17 protein-coding genes are annotated in these 21456 nt (G+C 66.0%); 14 read left to right on the top strand and 3 right to left on the bottom strand.

Features of this window, described 5'->3' with window-relative positions; translation table 11 throughout:
- Window positions 1-279: 279 nt before the first annotated feature.
- Together ACVOKU_RS17040 and maiA are read left to right on the top strand one after the other, a co-directional pair.
- Window positions 280-1269, top strand: coding sequence for a fumarylacetoacetate hydrolase family protein (locus ACVOKU_RS17040; protein WP_481560464.1), 990 nt, complete (start codon window positions 280-282; stop codon window positions 1267-1269).
- A gap of 14 nt (window positions 1270-1283) precedes the next feature.
- On the top strand, window positions 1284-1952 hold the full coding sequence (gene maiA, locus ACVOKU_RS17035) for a maleylacetoacetate isomerase (RefSeq protein ID WP_481560463.1): 669 nt from the start codon (window positions 1284-1286) through the stop codon (window positions 1950-1952).
- A gap of 32 nt (window positions 1953-1984) precedes the next feature.
- Here the strand turns inward: maiA and ACVOKU_RS17030 are convergent, their stop codons facing one another.
- The 3 genes from ACVOKU_RS17030 to ACVOKU_RS17020 all read right to left on the bottom strand — a co-directional run bounded on the left by ACVOKU_RS17030 (window position 1985) and on the right by ACVOKU_RS17020 (window position 6043).
- The gene (locus tag ACVOKU_RS17030) at window positions 1985-3481 is read right to left on the bottom strand and encodes a UdgX family uracil-DNA binding protein (protein ID WP_481560462.1); all 1497 of its coding nucleotides are present in this window, start codon (window positions 3479-3481) and stop codon (window positions 1985-1987) included.
- Window positions 3462-4745 carry a putative DNA modification/repair radical SAM protein gene (locus tag ACVOKU_RS17025; RefSeq protein WP_481560461.1) on the bottom strand — a complete coding sequence of 428 codons (1284 nt, stop codon included), beginning with the start codon at window positions 4743-4745 and terminating at the stop codon, window positions 3462-3464. The genes ACVOKU_RS17030 and ACVOKU_RS17025 overlap by 20 nt, the downstream gene beginning before the upstream one ends.
- A 170-nt stretch (window positions 4746-4915) precedes the next feature.
- Complete coding sequence (locus ACVOKU_RS17020; RefSeq protein WP_053516991.1) at window positions 4916-6043, bottom strand: PilT/PilU family type 4a pilus ATPase; 1128 nt, start codon at window positions 6041-6043, stop codon at window positions 4916-4918.
- Between the two features lie 121 nt (window positions 6044-6164).
- Between ACVOKU_RS17020 and ACVOKU_RS17015 the strand changes: the two genes are divergently transcribed.
- The 12 genes from ACVOKU_RS17015 to ACVOKU_RS16960 all read left to right on the top strand — a co-directional run bounded on the left by ACVOKU_RS17015 (window position 6165) and on the right by ACVOKU_RS16960 (window position 21366).
- Window positions 6165-6530, top strand: a complete 366-nt coding sequence (locus ACVOKU_RS17015) for a DUF4398 domain-containing protein (protein ID WP_053516990.1) — start codon at window positions 6165-6167, stop codon at window positions 6528-6530.
- Window positions 6527-7411: an OmpA family protein gene (locus ACVOKU_RS17010; protein WP_481560460.1), complete on the top strand. Its 885-nt coding sequence runs from the start codon at window positions 6527-6529 to the stop codon at window positions 7409-7411. Before ACVOKU_RS17015 ends, ACVOKU_RS17010 begins: the two co-directional genes overlap by 4 nt.
- Before the next feature lie 324 nt (window positions 7412-7735).
- Window positions 7736-7972, top strand: coding sequence for an HP1242/YdcH family protein (locus tag ACVOKU_RS17005; protein WP_053516987.1), 237 nt, complete (start codon window positions 7736-7738; stop codon window positions 7970-7972).
- 304 nt (window positions 7973-8276) lie between these two features.
- Window positions 8277-9647, top strand: a complete 1371-nt coding sequence (locus ACVOKU_RS17000; protein ID WP_053516986.1) for a pyridoxal-phosphate dependent enzyme — start codon at window positions 8277-8279, stop codon at window positions 9645-9647.
- Between the two features lie 123 nt (window positions 9648-9770).
- Window positions 9771-10943, top strand: a complete 1173-nt coding sequence (locus ACVOKU_RS16995; RefSeq protein ID WP_065175355.1) for a cystathionine gamma-synthase — start codon at window positions 9771-9773, stop codon at window positions 10941-10943.
- Window positions 10944-10951: 8 nt separating this feature from the next.
- A complete protein-coding gene (locus ACVOKU_RS16990; RefSeq protein WP_481560459.1) occupies window positions 10952-12250 on the top strand; it encodes a glycosyltransferase family 4 protein in 1299 nt (432 codons plus the stop codon).
- Between the two features lie 37 nt (window positions 12251-12287).
- Window positions 12288-13082, top strand: coding sequence for an ABC transporter permease (locus tag ACVOKU_RS16985; RefSeq protein WP_111186692.1), 795 nt, complete (start codon window positions 12288-12290; stop codon window positions 13080-13082).
- Window positions 13079-14341, top strand: coding sequence for an ABC transporter ATP-binding protein (locus ACVOKU_RS16980; protein ID WP_053516984.1), 1263 nt, complete (start codon window positions 13079-13081; stop codon window positions 14339-14341). Before ACVOKU_RS16985 ends, ACVOKU_RS16980 begins: the two co-directional genes overlap by 4 nt.
- A gap of 9 nt (window positions 14342-14350) precedes the next feature.
- Entirely contained in the window at window positions 14351-15772 is a 1422-nt protein-coding gene (locus ACVOKU_RS16975; RefSeq protein WP_481560458.1) for an FkbM family methyltransferase, read from the top strand.
- Complete coding sequence (locus ACVOKU_RS16970; RefSeq protein WP_481560457.1) at window positions 15769-19449, top strand: glycosyltransferase; 3681 nt, start codon at window positions 15769-15771, stop codon at window positions 19447-19449. Before ACVOKU_RS16975 ends, ACVOKU_RS16970 begins: the two co-directional genes overlap by 4 nt.
- Window positions 19446-20480, top strand: coding sequence for a GDP-mannose 4,6-dehydratase (gmd, locus tag ACVOKU_RS16965; RefSeq protein ID WP_481560456.1), 1035 nt, complete (start codon window positions 19446-19448; stop codon window positions 20478-20480). Before ACVOKU_RS16970 ends, gmd begins: the two co-directional genes overlap by 4 nt.
- Complete coding sequence (locus ACVOKU_RS16960) at window positions 20464-21366, top strand: GDP-mannose 4,6-dehydratase (protein WP_481560455.1); 903 nt, start codon at window positions 20464-20466, stop codon at window positions 21364-21366. Before gmd ends, ACVOKU_RS16960 begins: the two co-directional genes overlap by 17 nt.
- The last annotated feature ends 90 nt before the right edge of the window (window positions 21367-21456 follow it).

Genomic DNA, 21456 nt, shown 5'->3' with positions numbered 1-21456 from the left:
GCACTGTGGGTTTGCGGGGTGTGAGCGGCATGGATGCCGCGACCAAGCCCCCATGGATGGGTTTACGGCGTCCCCGCAAACCCACAGTGCCCCGCCATCCCACGGAATGCCAGCCGTTGCTCTTGCTTGGGCTGTTGCCCTGGCTTGAAGCAGGTGCAGGGCGCAGCCCTGCCTGACCCCCGCTACGGTAGGGTGGAGCGATGCGGCGCTGCAGCTTGGCGCCGCCGCATATTTGATTACACTTGAAACTTGTTTGCCCACGACTCCGGACACCCACCCATGAAGCTTGGTTCTTTGAAGGAAGGCGGCCGCGACGGCACCCTGATCGTCGTCTCGCGTGATCTGCGCCACGGCGTCCGCGCCACCGGCATCGCCGCCACCCTGCAGCAGGCCCTGGAGGACTGGAGCCGTGTCGCACCGCGCCTGAACGCGCTCTACGAATCACTGAATGCCGGTGACGCCGATGGCGTGTTCGACCTGGACCCGCAGACGCTGGCGGCGCCCCTGCCGCGCGCCTATGAATTCGTCGATGGCAGCGCCTACCTGCCGCACGTCGAGCGCGTCCGCCGCGCCCGCGGGGCCGAGGTTCCGGAAAGCTTCTACACCGACCCGCTGATGTACCAGGCCACCAGTGCCGGTTTCTACGGCCCGCGCGACGCGGTGAAGGTGGTCAGCGAGGAGTACGGCATCGATCTGGAGGCCGAACTGGTGGTCATCACCGACGACGTGCCGATGGCGGTCACCCCGGAGCAGGCCGCCGGCCACATCCAGCTGGTGGGTCTGGTCAACGACGTTTCGCTGCGCAACCTGATTCCGGGTGAGCTGGCCAAGGGCTTTGGCTTCCTGCAGTCCAAGCCGCGCTCGGCACTGTCGCCGGTGTTCGTCACCCCTGACGAGCTGGGTGACGCCTGGCAGGACAGCAAGGTGCACCTGCCGCTGGTCACCCACATCAATGGTGCGTGGTTCGGTGCGCCGGAAGCCGGCGTGGACATGCAGTTCAACTTCGCCCAGCTGGTGGCCCATGCAGCCAAGACCCGTCCGCTGGGCGCGGCCACCATCGTCGGCTCCGGCACCATCGCCAACGAGGACACCAGCAAGGGCGCGTCGTGCTTTGCCGAGCAGCGCACCGTGGAAACCCTGCGCGACGGCAAGCCGAGCACACCGTTCATGTCGTTCGGCGACGTGGTGCGGATTGAAATGTTCGACGCTGCCGGCAACAGCATCTTCGGTGCGATCGAGCAGCGTATCGAGCAGGCGGCCAGGCCCTGAGGAGGGACGCGGCGATGGAGATTCCGGTCGACGACGGCATCGTGCTGTACACCTACTGGCGATCCAGCGCCGCCTACCGCGTGCGCATCGGCCTGGAGCTGAAGGGCCTGGGCTGGGAGGCGCGCCCGGTTCATCTGCTGCGCGACGGTGGTGAACAGCACGGCGAAGCCTATCGCGCACTCAATCCGCAGGAGCGGGTGCCGACCCTGCTGCACGAGGGGCAGGTGCTGACCCAGTCGCTGGCGATCCTGGAGTATCTGGACGAACGTTTTCCGCAGACGCCGCTGCTGCCGGCCGATGCCGCCGGCCGCGCCCGCGTCCGTGCGCTGGCGCAGCTGGTGGCCTGCGACATCCATCCGCTGAACAACCTGCGGGTGATGCAGTATCTGGAACGCAGCCTGCACCTGTCCGCCGATGTCCGCACCCAGTGGACGCTGCAGTGGATCGCCGAAGGCTTTGCGGCCCTGGAAACCCTGCTGGCCGGGAGCAGCGACACCGGCACTTTCTGCCATGGCGACCGGCCCGGCCTGGCCGACATCTGTCTGCTGCCGCAGGTGTACAACGCACATCGCTTTGGTCTGGATCTGTCGCCGTATCCGACTCTGCGCCGCATCGAAGCCGCCTGTCAGGCGCTGGATGCATTCGAGCGTGCGCGCCCGGAAAACCAGGTCGACGCGGCCTGATTGCCGCTGCGATCGCCGGGCATGGCCCGGCGCTACGCCCCGGTGGTCGGTGGCAGCGCCGGGCGACGCCCGGTGGATCCCGCATCCCCGATGAGCAACTGCCGCAGGTCATCGCGGAACAGCCGGTAGGCGTCTTCTCGACGGACCTCGTCGGCCTGCCGCAACACCCATGCGGGATGCACCGTGGCAGAGCCCCGGGTGCCATCCGGCAGGGTGTGCCAACGGGCACGATCACGCGTCAGGCTGAAATGGCGGCCGAACACCGCCGACGCCGCCGTTGCGCCCAGGCACACGATGATCTCCGGCCGCACCCGCTCGATCTCGCCCAGCAGCCACGGACGGCAGGCCTGCACATGGCGGCCCTGCGGACGTTTGTGCAGGCGCACCTTGCCGCGCCTCTCGTGGTGGAAATGCTTCACTGCGTTGGTCAGGTACAGCGTGGAGCGGGCGATACCCAGCTCGGTCAGGGCACGGTCCAGCAGGGCGCCGGCAGGTCCCGCGAAGGGGCGTCCGCACAGGTCCTCGGTGTCACCCGGCTGTTCGCCGACCAGCATCACCCGTGCATCGCCAGGCCCTTCACCGAACACCACCTGGGTGGTGGACTCCCACAGGGGGCACTGCCGGCAGCCCACTGCCTGGCGCTGCAGGGTAGCCAGATCACTGGAGGGTGAGGGGAGCGGGGATGTCGCCTGCCGCGACGGGATCCGCCGCTGGGGTGGCTGCGCCGGGCGATCGTGCATGGCCTGCACGCGGTCGCCAGCATCGCGGATCAGCCCGGGCAGCAGCTGCGCCTCGGGCAGGTGCCGCCAGTACCGGGCAGGCATCTCCTGCTGCATCATCCGCGTGTTGAGGCGTGCGGGATTGAAGATGCTTGCGTAGTAGGTCTGCCAGAGCGTCTCGCGTGCGTCCTCCGCTGGTGCCTGCTCGCGGTGCCCCCCAGCGCCGAATGACAGCGCCTGGCCATCCCAGTGCACGCTCCGGTAGGGGGTGAGGATGGCCCAGCGCATGCCAGCGAAGCGGCGTGCGAAGAACCCCGCGACCCGGTCGACGATCCGATGCTGCGGCTCGAACCATGCGATGAAGGCATCCTGCTCGCCGGGGATCTCACGGAATCGCACGAACGCCTTCATCTTGTGCGTGTCGCGGCGGACCGCCTGCGCCATCGTCATCGCGCGCAGCACATCGGCGTCGGTGGGATTGGAGAGCAGCGCGCGCTCGCCGTGCACGATCCGCCACAGCAGCCGGTACAGCAGTGGCATCGGCTGCGCATCGGCATGGCACAGGCAGGTGGAGGCCAGCTCAAGGAACGCACTCGGCACATGCGGCACGGGGGGCGTTTCCAGCAGCGGGGCCTGGGTCGCTGCAGGAGCATCCAGCAACGATCCGGCGCCGCTTTCCAGCCAGTCCAGCTGCTCGGGCGACAGCCCGCGCAGCAGCGCTTCGCGCGCTGCACCCCGCCAGGCATCGAGCGACCACGGGGGATCGACCCGCAGCGACCAGCGCTGGGCGTCAGGCCGCCGGCGGTGCATCGAACAGCGATCCCTGGCGGGGCGGCGGCGCCAAACGCGCACGCAATGCCACAGGATCCTCCAGCGCCTTGCGTGGCTGGTGGTCAGCCAGCAGCACGAACGGCAGCAGCTTGCCCATCGGTGCCTTCAGCCTCGCAATGTCCGCCACCCGCAGCCGGCCATGGCGGCGCGCCATCAACACGCGTTTCACATTGCGTACGCCGAGCCCGGGAACCCGCAGCAGCAGTTCCTTCGGCGCACGATTGAGGTCGACCGGGAAGCGCTCGGGATGGCGGATCGCCCAGGCCATCTTCGGATCGATGTCCAGATCCAGCATGCCCCCCTGCGCGGTGTCGGTGATCTCTTCCACGCCGTAGCCATAGAAGCGCAGCAGCCAGTCCGCCTGGTACAGCCGATGCTCGCGCTGCAGTGGCGGCGGCTGTACCGGCAACTGCAGACTGGCGTCGGGAATGGGGCTGAACGCCGAGTAGTAGACGCGGCGCATCCGGTAACTGCCGTACAGATTGTCGGCACTGCAGAGGATCTGCTTGTCGCTGGCGCCATCGGCACCGACGATCATCTGCGTGCTCTGCCCCGCCGGTGCGAAGCGCGGGGCTTTCGCTCGCGTCCGGCGCGGCGCGCCCGCGGTGATCGCGCGCGATGCCTTGCCGGCCTCCTTGGCTTCCTCGATGCGCCAGCGCAGCTCGCCCATGGCGCCGCGGATCGAGCCGACGGTCTTCTCCGGAGCCAGTTTCGTCAGTCCGGCCTCGGTGGGCAGTTCGACATTGATCGAAAGACGGTCGGCGTGCCGGCCGGCCGCTGCCAGCAGTTCCGGCGATGCTTCGGGAATGGTCTTGAGGTGGATGTAGCCGGCGAAGCGATGTTCCTCGCGCAGCCGGCGGGCGACTTCCACCAGGCGCTCCATCGTGTAATCCGCATTGCGGATGATTCCGCTGGAAAGGAACAGGCCCTCGATGTAGTTGCGCTTGTAGAAGTCCAGGGTCAGCGCGACCACCTCATCCACACTGAAACGCGCGCGTGGCACGTTGCTGGAGACGCGGTTGATGCAGTACGCACAGTCGTAGACGCAGAAGTTGGTGAGCAGGATCTTCAACAGGGACACGCAGCGGCCGTCCGGCGTGTAGCTGTGGCAGATGCCCATGCCCTCGGTGCTGCCGATGCCACCGCTGGTCCGGGAGTCGCGCTTGCCGGACCCGCTGGAAGCACAGGAGGCGTCGTATTTGGCGGCGTCGGCAAGAATGGCCAGCTTGCGGAGGGTGTCCATGGCGGCACGCTACGCAGGGGCTGTCTCATTGGGTGAGACAGCCCCTGAACTCTTCAGGATCTGCCGCCGGGCATGGCCCGGCGCTACCGACGGGCGAGCGCCGCCACCGGGCACGGCCCGGCGCTACCGATGCACTGGCACCGCCACCGGGCATGGCCCGGCGGGGTGGATCAGAAGCCGTGGGTGATGCTCGGCTGGCCTGCCGAATAGTCGGCGTACGGGTCGTGCTCGCCGCTGCTGCCTTCGGAGAGGCGGAACTTCAGCGCCAGGCCGTCGCGCGAATCGGCAGCGCGCAAGGCTTCCTCCTGCTCGATCACGCCGGACTTGGCGAGCCGGAACAGGCATTGGTCGAAGCTCTCCATGCCTTCTTCCAGCGAGGCTTCCATCGCGGCCTTGATCTCGTGCACCTGGCCGCGTCGCAGCAGGTCGCGGATCATCGGGGTGTTGATCAGCACCTCGGTGGCTGGAAGACGGCGGCCGTCCTTGTTCTTCACCAGGCGCTGGCTGATCACCGCACGCAGGTTCAGCGCCAGGTTCATCAGCACGTTCTTGTGCGCGCTTTCCGGGAAGAAGTTGAGGATCCGCTCGATGGTCTGGTCGGCATTGTTGGAATGCAGCGTGGCCAGGCACAGATGGCCGGTCTCGGCGAAGGCGATGGCCGCTTCCATCGTCTCGGCATCCAGGATCTCGCCGATCAGGATGACGTCCGGTGCCTCGCGCATCGCGTTCTTCAGCGCATTGTGGAAGGCATGGGTGTCCAGCCCCACTTCACGCTGGTTGACGATGGACATCTTGTGCTTGTGCAGGTACTCGATCGGATCCTCGATGGTGAGGATGTGTCCGGTCGTGGTGCTGTTGCGATGGTCGATCATCGACGCCAGCGAGGTCGATTTGCCGGAACCGGTGGACCCCACCACCAGCACCAGCCCGCGCGGGGTCATGATGACGTCCTTCAGCACCTGCGGCAGGTTCAGCTCCTCGATGCTCGGGATCCGGCTGCGGATGGCGCGGATGACCATGCCGACCTCGCCCCGCTGCTTGAACACGTTCACCCGGAAACGGCCGGCATCGGCCAGGGCGATGGCCATGTTGAGCTCCAGCTCGCGCTCGAACTGCGGCACCTGGCCTTCGTCCATCAGCGAATAGGCTATCTTCTTGACCATGCCGGGCGGCAGGCCGGTGTTGCCCAGCGGATAAAGCTTCCCCTCGATCTTGATGTAGACCGGTGCTCCGGTGGTCAGGAACATGTCCGAGGCGTTCTTTTCGGTCATCAGCTTCAGGAAGTAGCCGATATCCATCGCGAATTTTCCCCAACGAAACTGCCGGCGCCCGTTGCAAGCACGGCGCTGGCTTGACGACAATGGCCGTGAACCGACAACCGGTACGGCCTCCCCAATGAAACGACCTAGCTTCGCACGAATGCGCCACGGCCTGTATGTGATGGCGTTTGCATTCGCACTGTCTGCCCCCGCCTGGGCGCAGGACGGTGCGCTGGAACTGGCCCAGGCCCGGCAGGCGGTGGATAAGGCCACCCAGGCCGATGCCGACCAGTACGCCCCGGACCTGATCGATCTGGCCCGGCAGGGCCTGGAGCAGGCGCAGCGCGCCGCTGGCGATCGCCGCGAACGCAAGAACGCCCCGGCCATGGCCCTGCGCGCGGCGGCCGATGCCGACCTGGCCCGCGCCCGCAGCGAGGAGGCCACTGCCACCGCGCAGCTGCAGCTGCGCCGCAACGAGGTCAACCAGCTGCAGCGCCAGCTCTCGACCGGGGAGGACCGCCGGTGAAACACGTGAACGCCGCAACCCTGGCCGTACTGCTGGCTCTGCCGACCCTTGCCCTGGCGGCCGACAACCCCGTGGTGGCCCAGCTGAGCCAGCGCCTGATGGCCATCCAGGCCAATCCGGACACCGCCGAACTGGGCGCCTTCGAGCGCATGCAGGCCCAGCAGGCCATTGCCACTCTGGACAAGGCCAAGCGCCGCGACCAGGAGTTGGCGACCTACCTGGCCCAGCGCCGGGTCGAGATCGCCGAGACCGCCGTACGCGCGGCCCTGGCCGCCCGTGAGGTCGATCGGCTCGAGCGGACCCGCAGTGACCTGCTGATCGAGGCGAGCCGCCGCGATGCCGCCCGCGCCCGCCAGGAGGCCGAACAGCTGCGCATGCAGGCGCAGATGCAGGCCGAGGAAGCTGAACGCCTGCGTCAGGCTGCCGAGGCCGAGACGCTGGCACGGCAGGACGCCGAGAACGCCCTGACCAGCGTGGCCGGCAAGCAGCAGCAGCGATTGAGCGCGGCCCAGCAGAATGCGGCGAAACTGGCCCGCGAGGAGGCCGAGCTGGTGTCCGGGCAGAAGCTGCCGGGCTCGAAGTTCGACGGACGCGGCGAGGTCTTCACCTTCGCCGGTGATGCTTTCGGAGCGGGCGGCTCCAGTCTGTCCGCCGGGGCGCGCAACCAGGCCAAGGCGTTGGCCGAGTACCTGAACATCGGGAAGAAGGGCCGGCTGCGCATCGAGGCCTACGACAGCGCCAACGGCGTCGGGCAGAAGCGCGCCGAGGCCCTGCGTGATGCACTGGTGGCGGGCGGTGTCGCCAGCAACCGCATCCAGATCAGCGGCAAGAAGGCGGCGTCGACCCGGGCGCGCTCGGCCGAGGTCATCATCGCCCCGTAATTGATTGATATTGTTTGTTTTTCGTTGCGTTGAGCATTCAGCCTGAACCTCGCCCCGGCGGGGTTCGGTCTTTTTGTCGCAGGGGTCTTGTACCCCGCCCGGAGCAGGCGTAGGGTCAATCGTCCGGGACGCAATGCCGCGGACCGGACGATGGGAGGGCCGGGCCGATGCAAGCAGGGCGCGAACCGCAGCAGACCGACGTGCGCAGGCCAGTGCCGCAGGTCGTTGTGCGCACCCATGCAGCCATCGAACGGCGCTCCTCCATGAACAACGCCCCGTGCCTTGCGGCCGGGGCGTTCGCGTATCTGTCGAAGGAGGTCCATCATGTTTGAAGATCAGCCCCAGAGCGAGATCGACGCACGTCGCGCGCGTGATCCGGAGTTCAGGGCACTCCATGACCAGCACCGCAAGTTGAACAAGAAGTGCATGGACGCGGAGTTGGGTGTACTCCCGATCGATGATGTCACCCTGGGTCGCATGAAGCGTGAGAAGCTGCTGGCCAAGCAACGACTTCTGCGAATGTACGAAACACCGCTCCCAACGACGTCCGCCACGCTGTGACGCACCTCGTCGCGCCCGGAGCGGCGTGACCCGGCCACAGAAGGCCCGGCCAGGCGCTCGCGCCCTGGCGTCGCGGTACCGCCGATGACGGCGGCCGCGCCAAGGCACCACAGGCGGTGGTGCCTTGGCCCGCACGTCCCTGTCTCACCGATGCGGACGGTACCGGTCTCCTCGTCGATCCGGGGCCGTCCGCATCCCTTTTGCGGCAGCGTCGCGCCCATGCCCGGACTGACCTGACTTTCAGCGCCATCCGTCGGATAATCCTCTGTCCGGCCCTGTGTGGCGCGAACCGAAAGTCCTGCGAATGCCCATCCATTCTTCCGTCCTCGAACTCATTGGCCAGACCCCGATCGTCAAGGCCCAGCGCCTGGACACCGGTGTCTGCGAGCTCTATCTGAAGCTCGAGAACGCCAACCCGGGTGGATCGATCAAGGATCGCATCGGCCTGTCGATGATCGAGGCAGCGGAGAAGCGCGGGGACCTGAAGCCGGGCGCGACGCTGGTCGAGGGCACCGCGGGCAACACCGGACTGGGCCTGGCCCTGGTCGCCCAGCAGAAGGGCTACAAGTTGATCCTGGTCGTTCCCGACAAGATGAGCCGGGAAAAGATCTTCAATCTGAAGGCGATGGGCGCTGAAGTGCGTCTGACCCGCTCGGACGTGGCCAAGGGCCACCCGGAGTACTACCAGGACCTGGCAAAGACCATCGCCGAGCAGACGCCGGGCGCCTACTTCATCAACCAGTTCGGCAACCCCGACAATCCGGCCGCCCACGAATTCGGCACCGGCCCGGAGATCCTGGAGCAGATGGGCGGCGATCTGGACGCCATCGTGTTCGGCTGCGGCAGCTCGGGCACCATGACCGGCCTGTCGCGCGCCTTCGCCACGCTGTCGCCAAAGACCGAGCTGGTGCTGGCCGACCCGGTCGGGTCGATCCTGGCCGAGTACATCAACGATGGCGTGCTCAATGACAAGTCGGGCAGCTGGCTGGTGGAAGGCATCGGCGAGGATTTCCTGCCCTCGATCTCCGATTTCAGCCGTGTCACCAAGGCCTATGCCATCAGCGACGCCGAGAGCTTCCATACCGCACGCGAACTGCTGGGCAAGGAAGGCATCCTCGGTGGCTCCTCCACGGGTACCCTGCTCGCCGCCGCGCTGAAGTACTGCCGCGAGCAGACCACGCCGAAGAAGGTGCTGGTGCTGGTGTGCGACACCGGCAACAAGTACCTGTCGAAGATGTACAACGACTACTGGATGCTGGACAACGGCTTCCTCGAGCGCCCGCAGCACGGCGACCTGCGCGACCTGATCCTGCGCCCGTACGGCCAGCGCGACACCGTCGTGATCGGCCCGAATGATCTGTTGACCACCGCCTACCAGCGGATGAAGCTGTACGACGTCTCGCAGTTGCCGGTGATGGAGGGCGACCAGCTGGTCGGCATCGTCGATGAAAGCGACGTACTGCTGCATGTCTACGGCGACGAGGCGCGCTTCCGGGATCCGGTGGCCACGGCCATGGTCAGCAAGCTGGACCGGCTGGACGTGAAGTCGCCGATCGAAGCCCTGCTGCCCGTGTTCGATCGTGGCCAGGTGGCGATCGTGATGGACGGCAATGCCTTCCTCGGCCTGATCACCCGGATCGATCTGCTCAACTACCTGCGGCGTCGCGTTCAGTAACGCGAAGATCGCAGACGATCGCAGCTGAATTCACGTTTATTCGCGTCAAAGGTTGTTAAGGCCGCGCTGATAGACTTCCGCTCCTTCGACGGCACCGTCCACCGGTGCCCATCAGGAATCAACATGTCCAACGCTTCTTCCCAGGATCGCGCGCTCGCCCTGGCCACCTTGGCCATCCACGGCGGCCAGTCGCCCGATCCGAGCACCGGTGCGGTGATGCCGCCGATCTACGCCACCTCGACCTATGCGCAGTCCAGCCCGGGCGAGCACCAGGGCTTCGAATACTCGCGTACGCACAATCCGACCCGCTTTGCCTATGAGCGTTGCGTCGCCTCGCTGGAGGGGGGAACCCGCGGTTTCGCCTTTGCTTCCGGCATGGCCGCCAGCTCGACCGTGATCGAACTGCTGGACGCCGGCAGCCACGTGGTGGCGATGGATGACATCTATGGCGGCAGCTTCCGCCTGTTCGAGCGCGTGCGCCGCCGTACCGCCGGGCTGGACTTCAGCTTCGTCGATCTGACCGACCTGGCCGCGTTCGAGGCTGCGATCACGCCGGCCACGCGCATGGTGTGGATCGAAACCCCGACCAACCCGATGCTGAAGATCGTGGACATCGCCGCGGTCGCCGCCATCGCCAAGCGCCATGGCCTGATCGTGGTGGTGGACAACACATTCGCCTCACCGATGCTGCAGCGTCCGCTGGAACTGGGTGCGGACCTGGTCCTGCACTCGGCCACCAAGTACCTCAACGGGCATTCGGACATGGTCGGCGGCATGGTCGTGGTCGGCGACAACGCCGAACTGGCCGAGCAGATGGCGTTCCTGCAGAACTCGGTGGGGGGCGTGCAGGGGCCGTTCGACAGCTTCCTGGCCCTGCGTGGCCTGAAGACCCTGCCGCTGCGCATGAAGGCGCACTGCGCCAATGCGCTGGCCCTGGCCCAATGGCTGGAAAAGCACCCGGCGGTGGACAAGGTGATCTACCCCGGCCTGGCCTCGCACCCGCAGCACGACCTGGCGACCCGCCAGATGGGCGGCTACGGCGGCATCGTCTCGATCGTCCTCAAGGGCGGCTTCGAGGCGGCCAAGCGCTTCTGCGAGAAGACCGAGCTGTTCACCCTGGCCGAATCGCTCGGCGGCGTGGAGAGCCTGGTCAACCATCCTGCCGTGATGACCCATGCGTCGATCCCGGTCGCGCGCCGCGAGCAGCTGGGCATCAGCGATGCGCTGGTGCGCCTGAGCGTCGGGGTGGAAGACCTGGGCGACCTGCAGCTGGACCTGGAACGGGCGCTGGGTTGAGCCGCACCATGGCCAGCAACGACGAAAGCAGGGGAGGGAGGCGGGCGCCACGTCGCATCGTCCACGCCCTGCGCGCCCGCTTGGGCGGGCTGCGCCGTTGGTGGCTTGCCCGCGGACTGGAGCAGGCACGTTTCCCCAGGCTGCCCGCACCGGCCGCTGGCGACGCGCGCGGTGAAACGCTGGTCTTCCCGCCGACCGACCCCACCCTGGGGCCGGGCGTCAATCTGTACGGCTACATCCACGGCCAGTTCGGTCTGGGGCAGACGGCACGCATGTATGCCCGTGCCCTGCTGGGTGAGGGATATCCGGTTGCGGTGAACGATGCCGCCCTCCGCATCCCGCATGCGTGCAATGACCACAGCCTGTCCGGCCAGCTCGGACGGGGCGCGCCCTATCCCTTCAACCTGGTGTTCGTGAATCCGGACCTGTTCGGTGAACTGGCGCCCCGCCTGCCACGCGATACCTACACCATCGCGTTCTGGTTCTGGGAACTGGATACCGTGCCGGCCGCATGGCAGCGAATGCTGGAGCAGGTCGACGAAGTCTGGGTCTCCACCCGCTTCGTCGAGGATGCCTTCCGGCGCGCGACCGGCAAGCCGGTGGTGCGCATTCCGCATCCGATCGTGCCGCAGCCCGGCGCGGACCTGTCCCGGTCCAGCTTCGGCCTGGACGACGACGCGTTCGTGTTCCTGTGCAGCTTCGACTTCAATTCGTCGATCCACCGCAAGAATCCGTGGGCGGTGCTGGCGGCGTTCCGCGCGGCCTTCGATGGCGCACCGGACAACGTGCAGCTGGTGATGAAGTGCAGCAACGGCTTCCGCCATCCGCAGCGGCTGCGCGAGCTGATGCAGCAGGCTGCCGGCGATCCGCGCGTCCTGGTACGCGACCAGGTGCTCGACGATGCGCAGCTGCACGCATTGCAGGAAACTGCCGATGCCTATGTCTCGCTGCACCGCGCGGAAGGGCTGGGGCTCGGACTGGCCGAGAGCATGGCCCGTGGCAAGCCGGTGATCGCCACCGCCTGGTCGGGCAATCTCGATTTCATGAACGAGGGCAACAGCTGCCTGGTGCCGTTCCGCACGGTGCCGATCCGCCCGGGGGAGTATCCCTTCGCCGATGGCGGCACCTGGGCCGAGGCCGACGTGCCGGCCGCGGCAGCGTGGATGCGCCGGCTCGCGCGCGAACCGGGCCTGGCGCAGCAGATCGGCGCGCAGGCGCGCAGCGACATCCTGGAAACCATGAGCCTGCAGGCCGCCGCAACGGCCATGCGCGCTCGATTGCAGTCTTTGGAACGACACGACCGATGAACCCAAGAACCACCACCACCGGGCACGAGGATTGGACATGCTGGGTATGCTGAAGGCCCTGTGGAACTACCGCTATTTCATTTTTTCCTCGATCAAGAACGAGCTGCGGCTGCGCTTCATCCGCAGCCGCCTGGGCGCCCTGTGGATGATCATCCACCCGCTGATGCAGGTGCTGATCTTCGCCACGATCCTGTCCGAGGTGCTGGCCGCCAAGCTGCCGGGCATCGATGACAAGTACGGTTACGCGCTGTACCTGATGTCCGGCACCCTGTGCTGGACGATGTTCTCCGAGACCATCGGCAAGTCGGTGAACCTGTTCGTCGACAGCGGCAACCTGATGAAGAAGATGTCGTTCCCCCGCATCTGCCTGCCGTTCATTGCCGGCGGCACGATGCTGGTCAACAACGTGCTGCTGCTGGTGGCGATCTTCGCGGTGTTCGCGGTGATGGGTCACATGCCCACGGCCGAGGCCCTGTGGCTGCCGGCACTGATGCTGCTGACGCTGAGTTTCTCGATGGCGCTGGGCCTGCTGCTGGGCGTGCTCAACGTGTTCATGCGCGATATCGGCCAGGTGGTTCCGGTGGTCCTGCAGGCATTGTTCTGGCTGACCCCCATCGTCTACCACATCACCATCCTGCCCGAGCGCGTGCAGGCGATCTTCCGGCTCAACCCGTTGCTGCCGCTGGTTACCAGCTACCAGAACGTGCTGCTGTTCGACAAGCCGCCGGTCTGGGGTGACCTGTTGTGGCTGATGATCGCCACGGTGGTGCTGGCATTGGCTTCGCTGGTGATGTTCCGTCGTGCCAGCCCGGAAATGGTGGATGCGCTATGAGTGGTGAACTGAAGGTCGACAACGTCGGCAAGGCGTATCGCGTCTGGACGAGCGAGTGGCTGCGCGCGGCGCGCTGGTTCGGTGTACCGACGCGGCCCAAGGAAGAGAACTGGGTGCTGCGCAATGTGTCCTTCACCATCGCGCCCGGCGAAGCCGTCGGCGTGATCGGCCAGAACGGCGCGGGCAAGAGCACCCTGCTCAAGCTCATCACCGGCACCGCCCAGCCCACCGAGGGCCAGGTGACGCGGACCGGCCGCGTCGCGGCGATCCTCGAGCTGGGCATGGGCTTCAACCCGGACCTCACCGGTCGCCAGAACGCGTTCCACTCCGCAGGCCTGATGGGCTATTCGCAGGAGCAGATCGAAGCCGCGATGCCGGAGATCGAGGCCTTCGCCGAAGTGGGCGAGTATTTCGACCAGCCCGTGCGTACCTATTCCAGCGGCATGCAGGTGCGCGTGGCGTTTGCCGTCGCCACTGCGTTCACCCCGGACCTGCTGATCGTCGACGAGGCCCTGTCGGTCGGCGACAGCTACTTCCAGCACAAGAGCTTCGACCGCATGCGTCGCTTCCGCGAGGAGGGCACGTCGATCATGCTGGTCTCGCACAGCCTCAGCGACGTGAAGGCACTGTGCGACCGCGCGATCCTGCTGGACAAGGGACGAGTGCTGAAGGATGGCGAGCCGGACGAGGTCATCGATTTCTACAACGCGCTGATCGCGAAGAAGGAAAACGAGACGCTTGCGGTCGAGCAGCGCCGTGGCAAATCCGGCTGGGTGACCACCCGGAGCGGGACCGGCCAGGCCCGCGTGGAATCGCTGCGACTGCTCGATGGCGAAAGCAGCCAGGAGGTCAAGCTGGCAACCGTTGGCCAGAAGCTCCGGCTTGAACTGAAGGCGCAGGTCAGTGCCGACCTGCCCAGCCTGGTACTGGGGTTCATGCTGCGCGACAAGCAGGGTCACATCATCTGGGGCAGCAACACCTGGCATACCGGTCAGGTCCAGCGAGATGTACGGGGCGGAGAACAGGTGGTCTACCACCTGGACTTCACCTGTACGCTGGGCCCGGGTTCCTACTCGGTGTCGCCGGCGCTGGTCAGCACCGAAACGCACATGGTCGACAACTTCGAGTGGGTGGACAACCTGCTGGTGTTCGACGTGATGAATGCCGACAGGACTACGTTCATCGGATCAAACTGGCTCGATGCGGCCTTCAGCGTCGAACGCAGCCGCGCATCGGCCGATGGTGTGCAGGCGGACTGACGGACAACCATGTCAAAGCTGATTTCCTACGCGCAGAATTTCGAAGACGTCATGCTCTGGCGCGCGCTGTCACATGTGGTCAATGGCTGCTATGTCGATGTGGGCGCACAGAGCCCCGATACCGACTCGGTAAGCCGGATGTTCTACGAGCATGGCTGGCGCGGCGTGCACGTGGAGCCCACGCCGCAGTATGCCAACCTGCTGCGCGATCGCCGGCCGGATGAAGTGGTGCTGCAGGTGGCCGTAAGCGATCAACCCGGGATACTGCAGTTCTTCAACATCGCCGATACCGGCCTGAGCACCACGGATCCGGCCATCGCTGCCGAACATCGGGCGGCGGGCTTCAACGTCTCCGACGTGCGTGTACCGGCGCTGACGCTGGACACCGTGCTGGAGCAGGTGCCAGCCACCGACATCCACTGGTTGAAGGTCGACGTCGAGGGCGCAGAGGAACTGGTGCTGCGCGGTTGGCAGCGCGATACCCGCTTGCCCTGGCTGGTCGTGGTGGAAAGCACGCGTCCGCTGAGTTCGGAACAATCCCACCAGAGCTGGGAACCGATCCTGCTCGACAAGGGGTACCGGTTCGTCTATTTCGACGGCCTCAACCGGTTCTACGCCAGTGCGCAGCATCCCGAACTGGATGCGGCATTCGAGAGCGGACCCAATGTGTTCGATGATTTCAGTCTGAGTTCGGGCTCGCAGTTCTGCTCGCAGATCAACCTGGCCTATCACGAACTGCAGACGCTGGCGGATCGACGCGAGGTCGAACTGAACGAGCGGATCCAGGATCTGGACGCGGCACTGCAGCGGGCGCAGGAAGAATCCGCCGAGGCAACCGAGCACAACGCCCGGGCAATGGAAAGGCTGCGCAGCGAGCACGAAGGCGCGGTCCGTGCGATGGCAGTGGCCCAGCGGGAACTGGTGAGCAAGCATGAGCGTGAGCGCAGCCTGCTCGACAGGAAGGCGCTGACCGAACTGCACGAGCTGACTGAGCAGGTCACCAAGGGCAAGCACGAGGCCCACCGCTGGTGGTTGGCGCATGAGCAGCTGCGCGCGCAGCTGGATGCGATCGAACGCAGCCGTTCGTGGCAGCTCACGCGGCCGTTCCGGGCCGTGCGCCGGCGCCTGTCGTCCAGCGTGCTGGGCCGCATGAAACGGGCGCTGCGACCGGCGGTCGTGCGCGCGCTGAAGGTCGCCATGGCCGCACCGTGGCTGCGACGCCTGGCCAAGCCCCTGGTTACGCGCATTCCCTTCCTTCACCAGCGCCTGCAGAAGATCGCCATCAGCGAACAGCTGTTCGAGATCGAGCGGGCGCGATTGGCTGCAATGGAGGGCAACGAGCACGAAGTCACTGTCGTCCATCTGGATCGACGGGCCCGGCGCGTGCTGGAAGACCTGAAGCGTTCAAGGAATGAAAGGGCTGCCCGATGAGAGTGCTGATTGACCTGCAGGGTGCACAGACCGAGAGCCGATTCCGGGGCATCGGGCGCTATTCGACCTCGCTGGCGCAAGCGATGGCCCGCAATGCGGGCGACCATGAGATCTGGGTGGCGGTCAACGGCACCTTCCCCGATGGCATCGGCGATATCCGCCAGGCCCTGGATGGCCTGGTCCCGCAGGAACGGATCCGTCAGTTCGATACCTTCAGCCGGGTAGGCTGGCCGAACGCCGCGGATGCGTGGCGGCGTGGTGCATCCGAGCTGATGTGGGAAGCGTTCCTGGACGGCCTCCAGCCCGACTTCATCCACGTATCCAGCCTGTTCGAAGGTTCCCAGGGCGGTGCGGTCGGCTCGATCGGCAAGTTGCCGGGCGTACGGGCGGCGACCGCGCTGACCCTTTATGACCTGATTCCGCTGCTCAATCCCGACGTCTATCTGGCATCGGACTGGGTCCGGTCCTGGTACATGGACAAGGTCGAGTCGCTCAAGCGCGCCGACCTGCTGCTGTCGATCTCCCAGCATGCCCGGCAGGAGGCTTTGCAGGCGTTGGATATCGATCCGGCGCGTGTGGTCAACATCTCCTCGGCAATCTCGCCGCACTTCGTGCCGATGGTCATCGGCGAACGCGAGCAGACCCTGTTCCGCGAGCGCTTCGGCCTGCGTGGCCGCTACGTGATGTACAGCGGGGCAATGGAGCCGCGCAAGAATGCAGAGGGTCTGCTGCGGGCATTCTCCCTGATGGATCCTGCCGTACGTGCGTCGACGCAGCTGGTCATCGCCGGCAAGGTGTCCGAGCACGACCGCCGCAATTTCGATGCGCTGGCAGCGCAGCTCGGCGTCAGCAACCAGGTGGTGTTCACCGGCTATATCACCGACGAAGAGTTGATCGCGCTGTACAGCGCGACGGCGGCCTTCGTGTTCCCCTCGTTGCATGAAGGTTTTGGCCTGCCCGCGCTGGAGGCCATGTCCTGCGGAGCGCCGACCATTGGTTCGGGCACGACCAGCGTCCCCGAGGTGATCGGTCGTGAAGATGCGTTGTTCGATCCAACCGAGCCTGCTTCGATTGCCCGCTCCATGCAGAAGGTTCTGACTGACACCGCATTCGCCGACTCCCTGCGTGCCCATGCCCCCCTGCAGGCGGCGAAGTTCTCGTGGGACAATTCGGCCAAGGCCGCGCTGCAGGCCATGGAAGCGGTCGCATCGCGTCGTGCGCCACGCGATCGCCGCTGGGTCGCTGCGTCGCCCGTGCTCGACGCCGGCTACCGCACCCTGGTCCAGGCGGTGGGTGGGCTGGACGTCGGCTGCGAGCCGGAACCCTTCGAACTGCAGCAGGCGGCAGCGCTGATTTCCTCCGGAATGGCGGCCAACGAGGCGCTCGCACGTGGCGGTGAGCTGCCCGTGTCGCTGTCCTGGCGCGTGGAAGGGCCATTCGACAGCAGCTACAGCCTGGCCCTGGTGAACCGTTGCCTCGCGGAAGCATTGGCCGATCGTGGCCACCGCGTGGGTCTGCATTCGACCGAGGGCCCGGGTGATTTCGATCCTTCACCGCAGTTCCTTGCGCGCAATCCGCGCGTGGCGGCGCTGCATGCTGCCGTCGCCGCGATTCCGGCCGACCAGGCCGATGTGACCAGTCGACTGTTGTATCCACCGCGGGTTGCCGATGCACGCGCGAGGATGAATCTGCTGCACGCCTATCCCTGGGAAGAGAGCGGTTTTCCGCAGGAGTGGGTCGAGGAGTTCAATGACAGCCTGCAGGGGATCTCCTGCGTTTCGCATCATGTCGAGAAGATCATGGTGGACAACGGCGTGTCGGTTCCCCTTGGCGTCTGCTGGAACGGCGTGGATCACTGGGAGCAGATTGTTGCCGATGCGACGTATCCCGTGCCGGGCAGGGGGTTCCGCTTCCTCCACGTGTCCTCGTGCTTCCCGCGCAAGGGCGTTGACGCGATGCTTCTGGCCTATGGCAAGGCGTTCAGCGCCGCCGACGATGTCAGCCTCGTCATCAAGACCTTCGCCAATCCGCACAATGAAGTGCATCGCTGGCTGGCTGACGCCCGCCGTGACAACCCGGATTATCCGGAGGTGCACATCATCGAGGAGGATGTGAGCGACGCCCAGCTCAAGCATCTGTACGCGAGCTGCAACGCGCTGCTGGCGCCGAGCCGGGCTGAAGGCTTTGGCCTGCCATTGGCCGAAGCCATGCTGGGCGGCCTGCCGGTGATCACCACCAACTGGGGGGGGCAGCTGGATTTCTGCAGCGAAGAAACCGCCTGGATGGTGGATTACCGCTTCGTTCCGGCGCAGACCCACTTCAATCTGCGCAATTCGGTCTGGGCCGAACCCGATGTCGACGCGCTGGCCGCCGCAATGCGTGAAGTGCACGGCGCCGATCCGGCGCGTGTGCGGGACAAGGTCGAGGCCGCGCGGCGACTTCTGAAGTCGCGCTTCACGTGGTCCGATGCCGCGCGGAGACTGGAGCAGGACGTACGCGCGTTCGCGGCGCAGCCGACGCTGCCCGATGCTCGCGTCGGCTGGATCACGACCTGGAATACGCGCTGCGGCGTGGCCAGTTACGCCAGCTATCTCGTGGAGAGCGGCGGAACGCCGGTGGCGATCCTGGCGGCCGAGGCCGATGACCGCACGTTCCGCGATGGGCCAGAGGTTGTCCGCTGCTGGCGGCAGGGCGAAGGCGACATGCTCGAGCGGCTGGAACAGCAGATCGAGCGTCTGAAGCTGGACACGCTGATCATCCAGTTCCAGTACGGCTTCTTCGACTTCCCCGCGTTCTCGGCCTTCCTTGAGCGGCAGCAGGCGGCCGGCAGGGGCCTGATCGTGATGATGCATGCAACCGTTGATGCCGCGGAGAATCCGCGCAAGCGGCTGCGCGATCTGGGGCCGGCCCTGGCCGGCTGCGATCGCGTGCTGGTGCACTCCATACACGACCTCAACCGCCTCAAGGACATCGGCGTGGAGCGCAACACCGCGATGTTCCCGCACGGCATCCTGGAACCGGCTGAGCCGGCGGCGGCAAACACGGGTGCACGCCTGCGCGTCGTTTCCTACGGATTCTTCCTGCCGCACAAGGGGTTGCTGGAACTGATCGACGCTGTTGCGTTGATGGTCGCCCAGGGCGTGGACGTCGAACTGGCGATGATCAATGCCGAGTATCCGGTGGATGTCTCGCGGCAGCAGATCGACCAGGCGGTGGCCCGGGTCGTGCAGCATGGCCTGCAGTCGCGTGTGCGGATGGTGACCCGTTTCCTGCGTGACCAGGAGAGCATGCAGGAGCTGGTGCAGGCCGATGTGGTGGTGTTCCCATACCAGGGCACCGGCGAATCCTCCAGTGCGGCAGTCCGCTATGGGTTGGCCTCAGGCCGCCCGGTGGCTGTCACGCCGCTGGCGATCTTCGACAACGTCGGCGACGTCGTTCACCGTCTGCCCGGGACCTCCCCGGCCGATCTTGCGGCCGGTCTGCGGCAACTGCTGCGTGCCAGCCGTGACGGCGATCCAGTGTTGGCCGATGTGCAGCAGCGTGCCGCACAATGGCGCGCCGAACACCGGTATCCTGCGCTGGCCCGCCGTCTGGACTCCATGGCTCGACAGATCCTCCGCACGCGTCGGCAGGTTCTGGCTGCAAATACACTCAATCATCAGGACGAGAAGCAATGAAGAAGGCAATCATCACAGGCATCACGGGTCAGGACGGCGCCTATCTCACCCAACTGCTGCTGGAGAAGGGCTATGAAGTGCACGGCACCTACCGCCGCACCAGCTCGGTCAATTTCTGGCGCCTGGATGAGCTGGGCGTGACCAACCACCCGAACCTGCACCTGGTGGAGTACGACCTGACCGACCTGGGCACGTCGCTGGCGATGGTGCAGAAGATCCAGCCGGATGAGATCTACAACCTGGCTGCGCAGAGCTTCGTTGGCGTCAGCTTCGACCAGCCGACCACCACCGCGCAGATCACCGGCATGGGTGCACTGAACCTGCTGGAAGCGATCCGCCTGGTCAATCCGAAGATCCGCTTCTACCAGGCGTCGACCTCGGAAATGTTCGGCAAGGTGCAGGCCGTGCCGCAGGTGGAGGACACCCCGTTCTACCCGCGCAGCCCGTACGGCGTGGCCAAGCTCTACGCGCACTGGATCACCGTCAACTACCGCGAGAGCTACGACATCTTCGGTTCCAGCGGCATCCTGTTCAACCACGAAAGCCCGCTGCGCGGGCGCGAGTTCGTGACCCGCAAGATCACCGACTCGGTGGCCAAGATCAAGCTGGGCCAGCTGGACGTGCTGGAACTGGGCAACCTGGACGCCAAGCGTGACTGGGGCTTCGCCAAGGAATACGTGGAAGGCATGTGGCGCATGCTGCAGGCCGAGCAGCCGGACACCTTCGTGCTGGCCACCAACCGTACCGAGACCGTGCGCGACTTCGTGGCGATGGCGTTCAAGGGCGCCGGCATCGATGTCGAGTTCAAGGGCAAGGACGTGGACGAAGTCGCGGTGGACACCGCCACCGGCAAGACCGTGATGCGCATCAATCCGAAGTTCCACCGCCCGGCCGAAGTCGATCTGCTGATCGGCAACCCGGAAAAGGCCGAGCGCATCCTTGGCTGGAAGCCGCAGACCAGCCTGGAACAGCTGTGCCAGATGATGGTCGAGGCTGACCTCAAGAGGAACGAGCGTGGCTTCTCGTTCTGAGTTGTCAGGCCAGCGCGTGCTGGTCACGGGGGCGTCCGGGTTCACCGGGCGCTACGTGATCGAGCGCCTGCGTGCTGCCGGTTGCGATGTGCATGATCTGCATTCCGGCGACACCGCAACGTCGGTCAATCTGCTCGACCGTGCTGCGCTCAAGCAGCACGTCGCCAGGGTGCGTCCGCAGCGCGTGGTCCATCTGGCGGCGATCTCGTTCGTCGCCCACGGTGACGCCGACGAGATCTACCGGGTCAACGTGGTGGGGACGCGCAATCTGCTGGAAGCGCTGGCGTCTCTGGACGAGCCGCCGAGCAATGTACTGCTGGCCAGCAGTGCCAATGTCTACGGCAACGCGTCCGGCGTGCTCGACGAGCAGGCGCCGCTTTCGCCGCAGAACGACTACGCGGTCAGCAAGATGGCGATGGAGGCCATGGCGGCGCTGTGGATCGATCAGCTTCCGCTGACCCTGGTGCGTCCATTCAATTACACCGGCGTGGGCCAGGACGAGAAGTTCCTGATCCCGAAGATCGTGGCGCACTTCCGCCGCGGTGCCGATGTGATCGAGCTGGGCAACACCGATGTCTCGCGCGATTTCAATGACGTGCGGGGCGTGGCCGCTGCCTACGAAGGCCTGCTGGCACTGCCGGGCAATGGCCAGACCTACAACGTCTGCTCCGGCCAGGAGCATTCGCTGCATGAGGTCATCGAACGCATGCGTGGCATCTCCGGCCGCGACATCGAAGTGAAGGTGAATCCCGCCTTCGTCCGCGCCAACGAGGTCAAGTCGCTGCGTGGTGACAACGGCAAGCTGCGGGCCGCGGTCGGGTCATTGCCGGACTTCGATCTGGGCGAGACGCTTCGTTGGATGTACCAGGCCCGCGCGGAGGCCTGAAAGAGCGCGGGGTCCGCTTCGGCGGATCCCGCCTTCAGTGCAGGGAGAACACGCAGTGCATTATGTCTGGCAACTGATTGCGCCGGTATT

This window comes from Stenotrophomonas sp. STEN147 (genome assembly GCF_056757995.1).
Note: the sequence above shows the minus strand (reverse complement) of the source record. Positions and strands in the feature narration are given on the sequence as shown.

Coding starts and splice junctions, on each gene's coding strand:
- ACVOKU_RS16975 (WP_481560458.1), top strand. CDS start 14,351: ATGTCAAAGCTGATTTCCTACGCGCAGAATTTCGAAGACGTCATGCTC.
- ACVOKU_RS17040 (WP_481560464.1), top strand. CDS start 280: ATGAAGCTTGGTTCTTTGAAGGAAGGCGGCCGCGACGGCACCCTGATC.
- ACVOKU_RS17020 (WP_053516991.1), bottom strand. CDS start 6,043: ATGGATATCGGCTACTTCCTGAAGCTGATGACCGAAAAGAACGCCTCG.
- ACVOKU_RS16985 (WP_111186692.1), top strand. CDS start 12,288: ATGCTGGGTATGCTGAAGGCCCTGTGGAACTACCGCTATTTCATTTTT.
- maiA (WP_481560463.1), top strand. CDS start 1,284: ATGGAGATTCCGGTCGACGACGGCATCGTGCTGTACACCTACTGGCGA.
- ACVOKU_RS17015 (WP_053516990.1), top strand. CDS start 6,165: ATGCGCCACGGCCTGTATGTGATGGCGTTTGCATTCGCACTGTCTGCC.
- ACVOKU_RS16970 (WP_481560457.1), top strand. CDS start 15,769: ATGAGAGTGCTGATTGACCTGCAGGGTGCACAGACCGAGAGCCGATTC.
- gmd (WP_481560456.1), top strand. CDS start 19,446: ATGAAGAAGGCAATCATCACAGGCATCACGGGTCAGGACGGCGCCTAT.
- ACVOKU_RS17005 (WP_053516987.1), top strand. CDS start 7,736: ATGTTTGAAGATCAGCCCCAGAGCGAGATCGACGCACGTCGCGCGCGT.
- ACVOKU_RS17025 (WP_481560461.1), bottom strand. CDS start 4,745: ATGGACACCCTCCGCAAGCTGGCCATTCTTGCCGACGCCGCCAAATAC.
- ACVOKU_RS16995 (WP_065175355.1), top strand. CDS start 9,771: ATGTCCAACGCTTCTTCCCAGGATCGCGCGCTCGCCCTGGCCACCTTG.
- ACVOKU_RS16990 (WP_481560459.1), top strand. CDS start 10,952: ATGGCCAGCAACGACGAAAGCAGGGGAGGGAGGCGGGCGCCACGTCGC.
- ACVOKU_RS16980 (WP_053516984.1), top strand. CDS start 13,079: ATGAGTGGTGAACTGAAGGTCGACAACGTCGGCAAGGCGTATCGCGTC.
- ACVOKU_RS17030 (WP_481560462.1), bottom strand. CDS start 3,481: ATGCACCGCCGGCGGCCTGACGCCCAGCGCTGGTCGCTGCGGGTCGAT.
- ACVOKU_RS17000 (WP_053516986.1), top strand. CDS start 8,277: ATGCCCATCCATTCTTCCGTCCTCGAACTCATTGGCCAGACCCCGATC.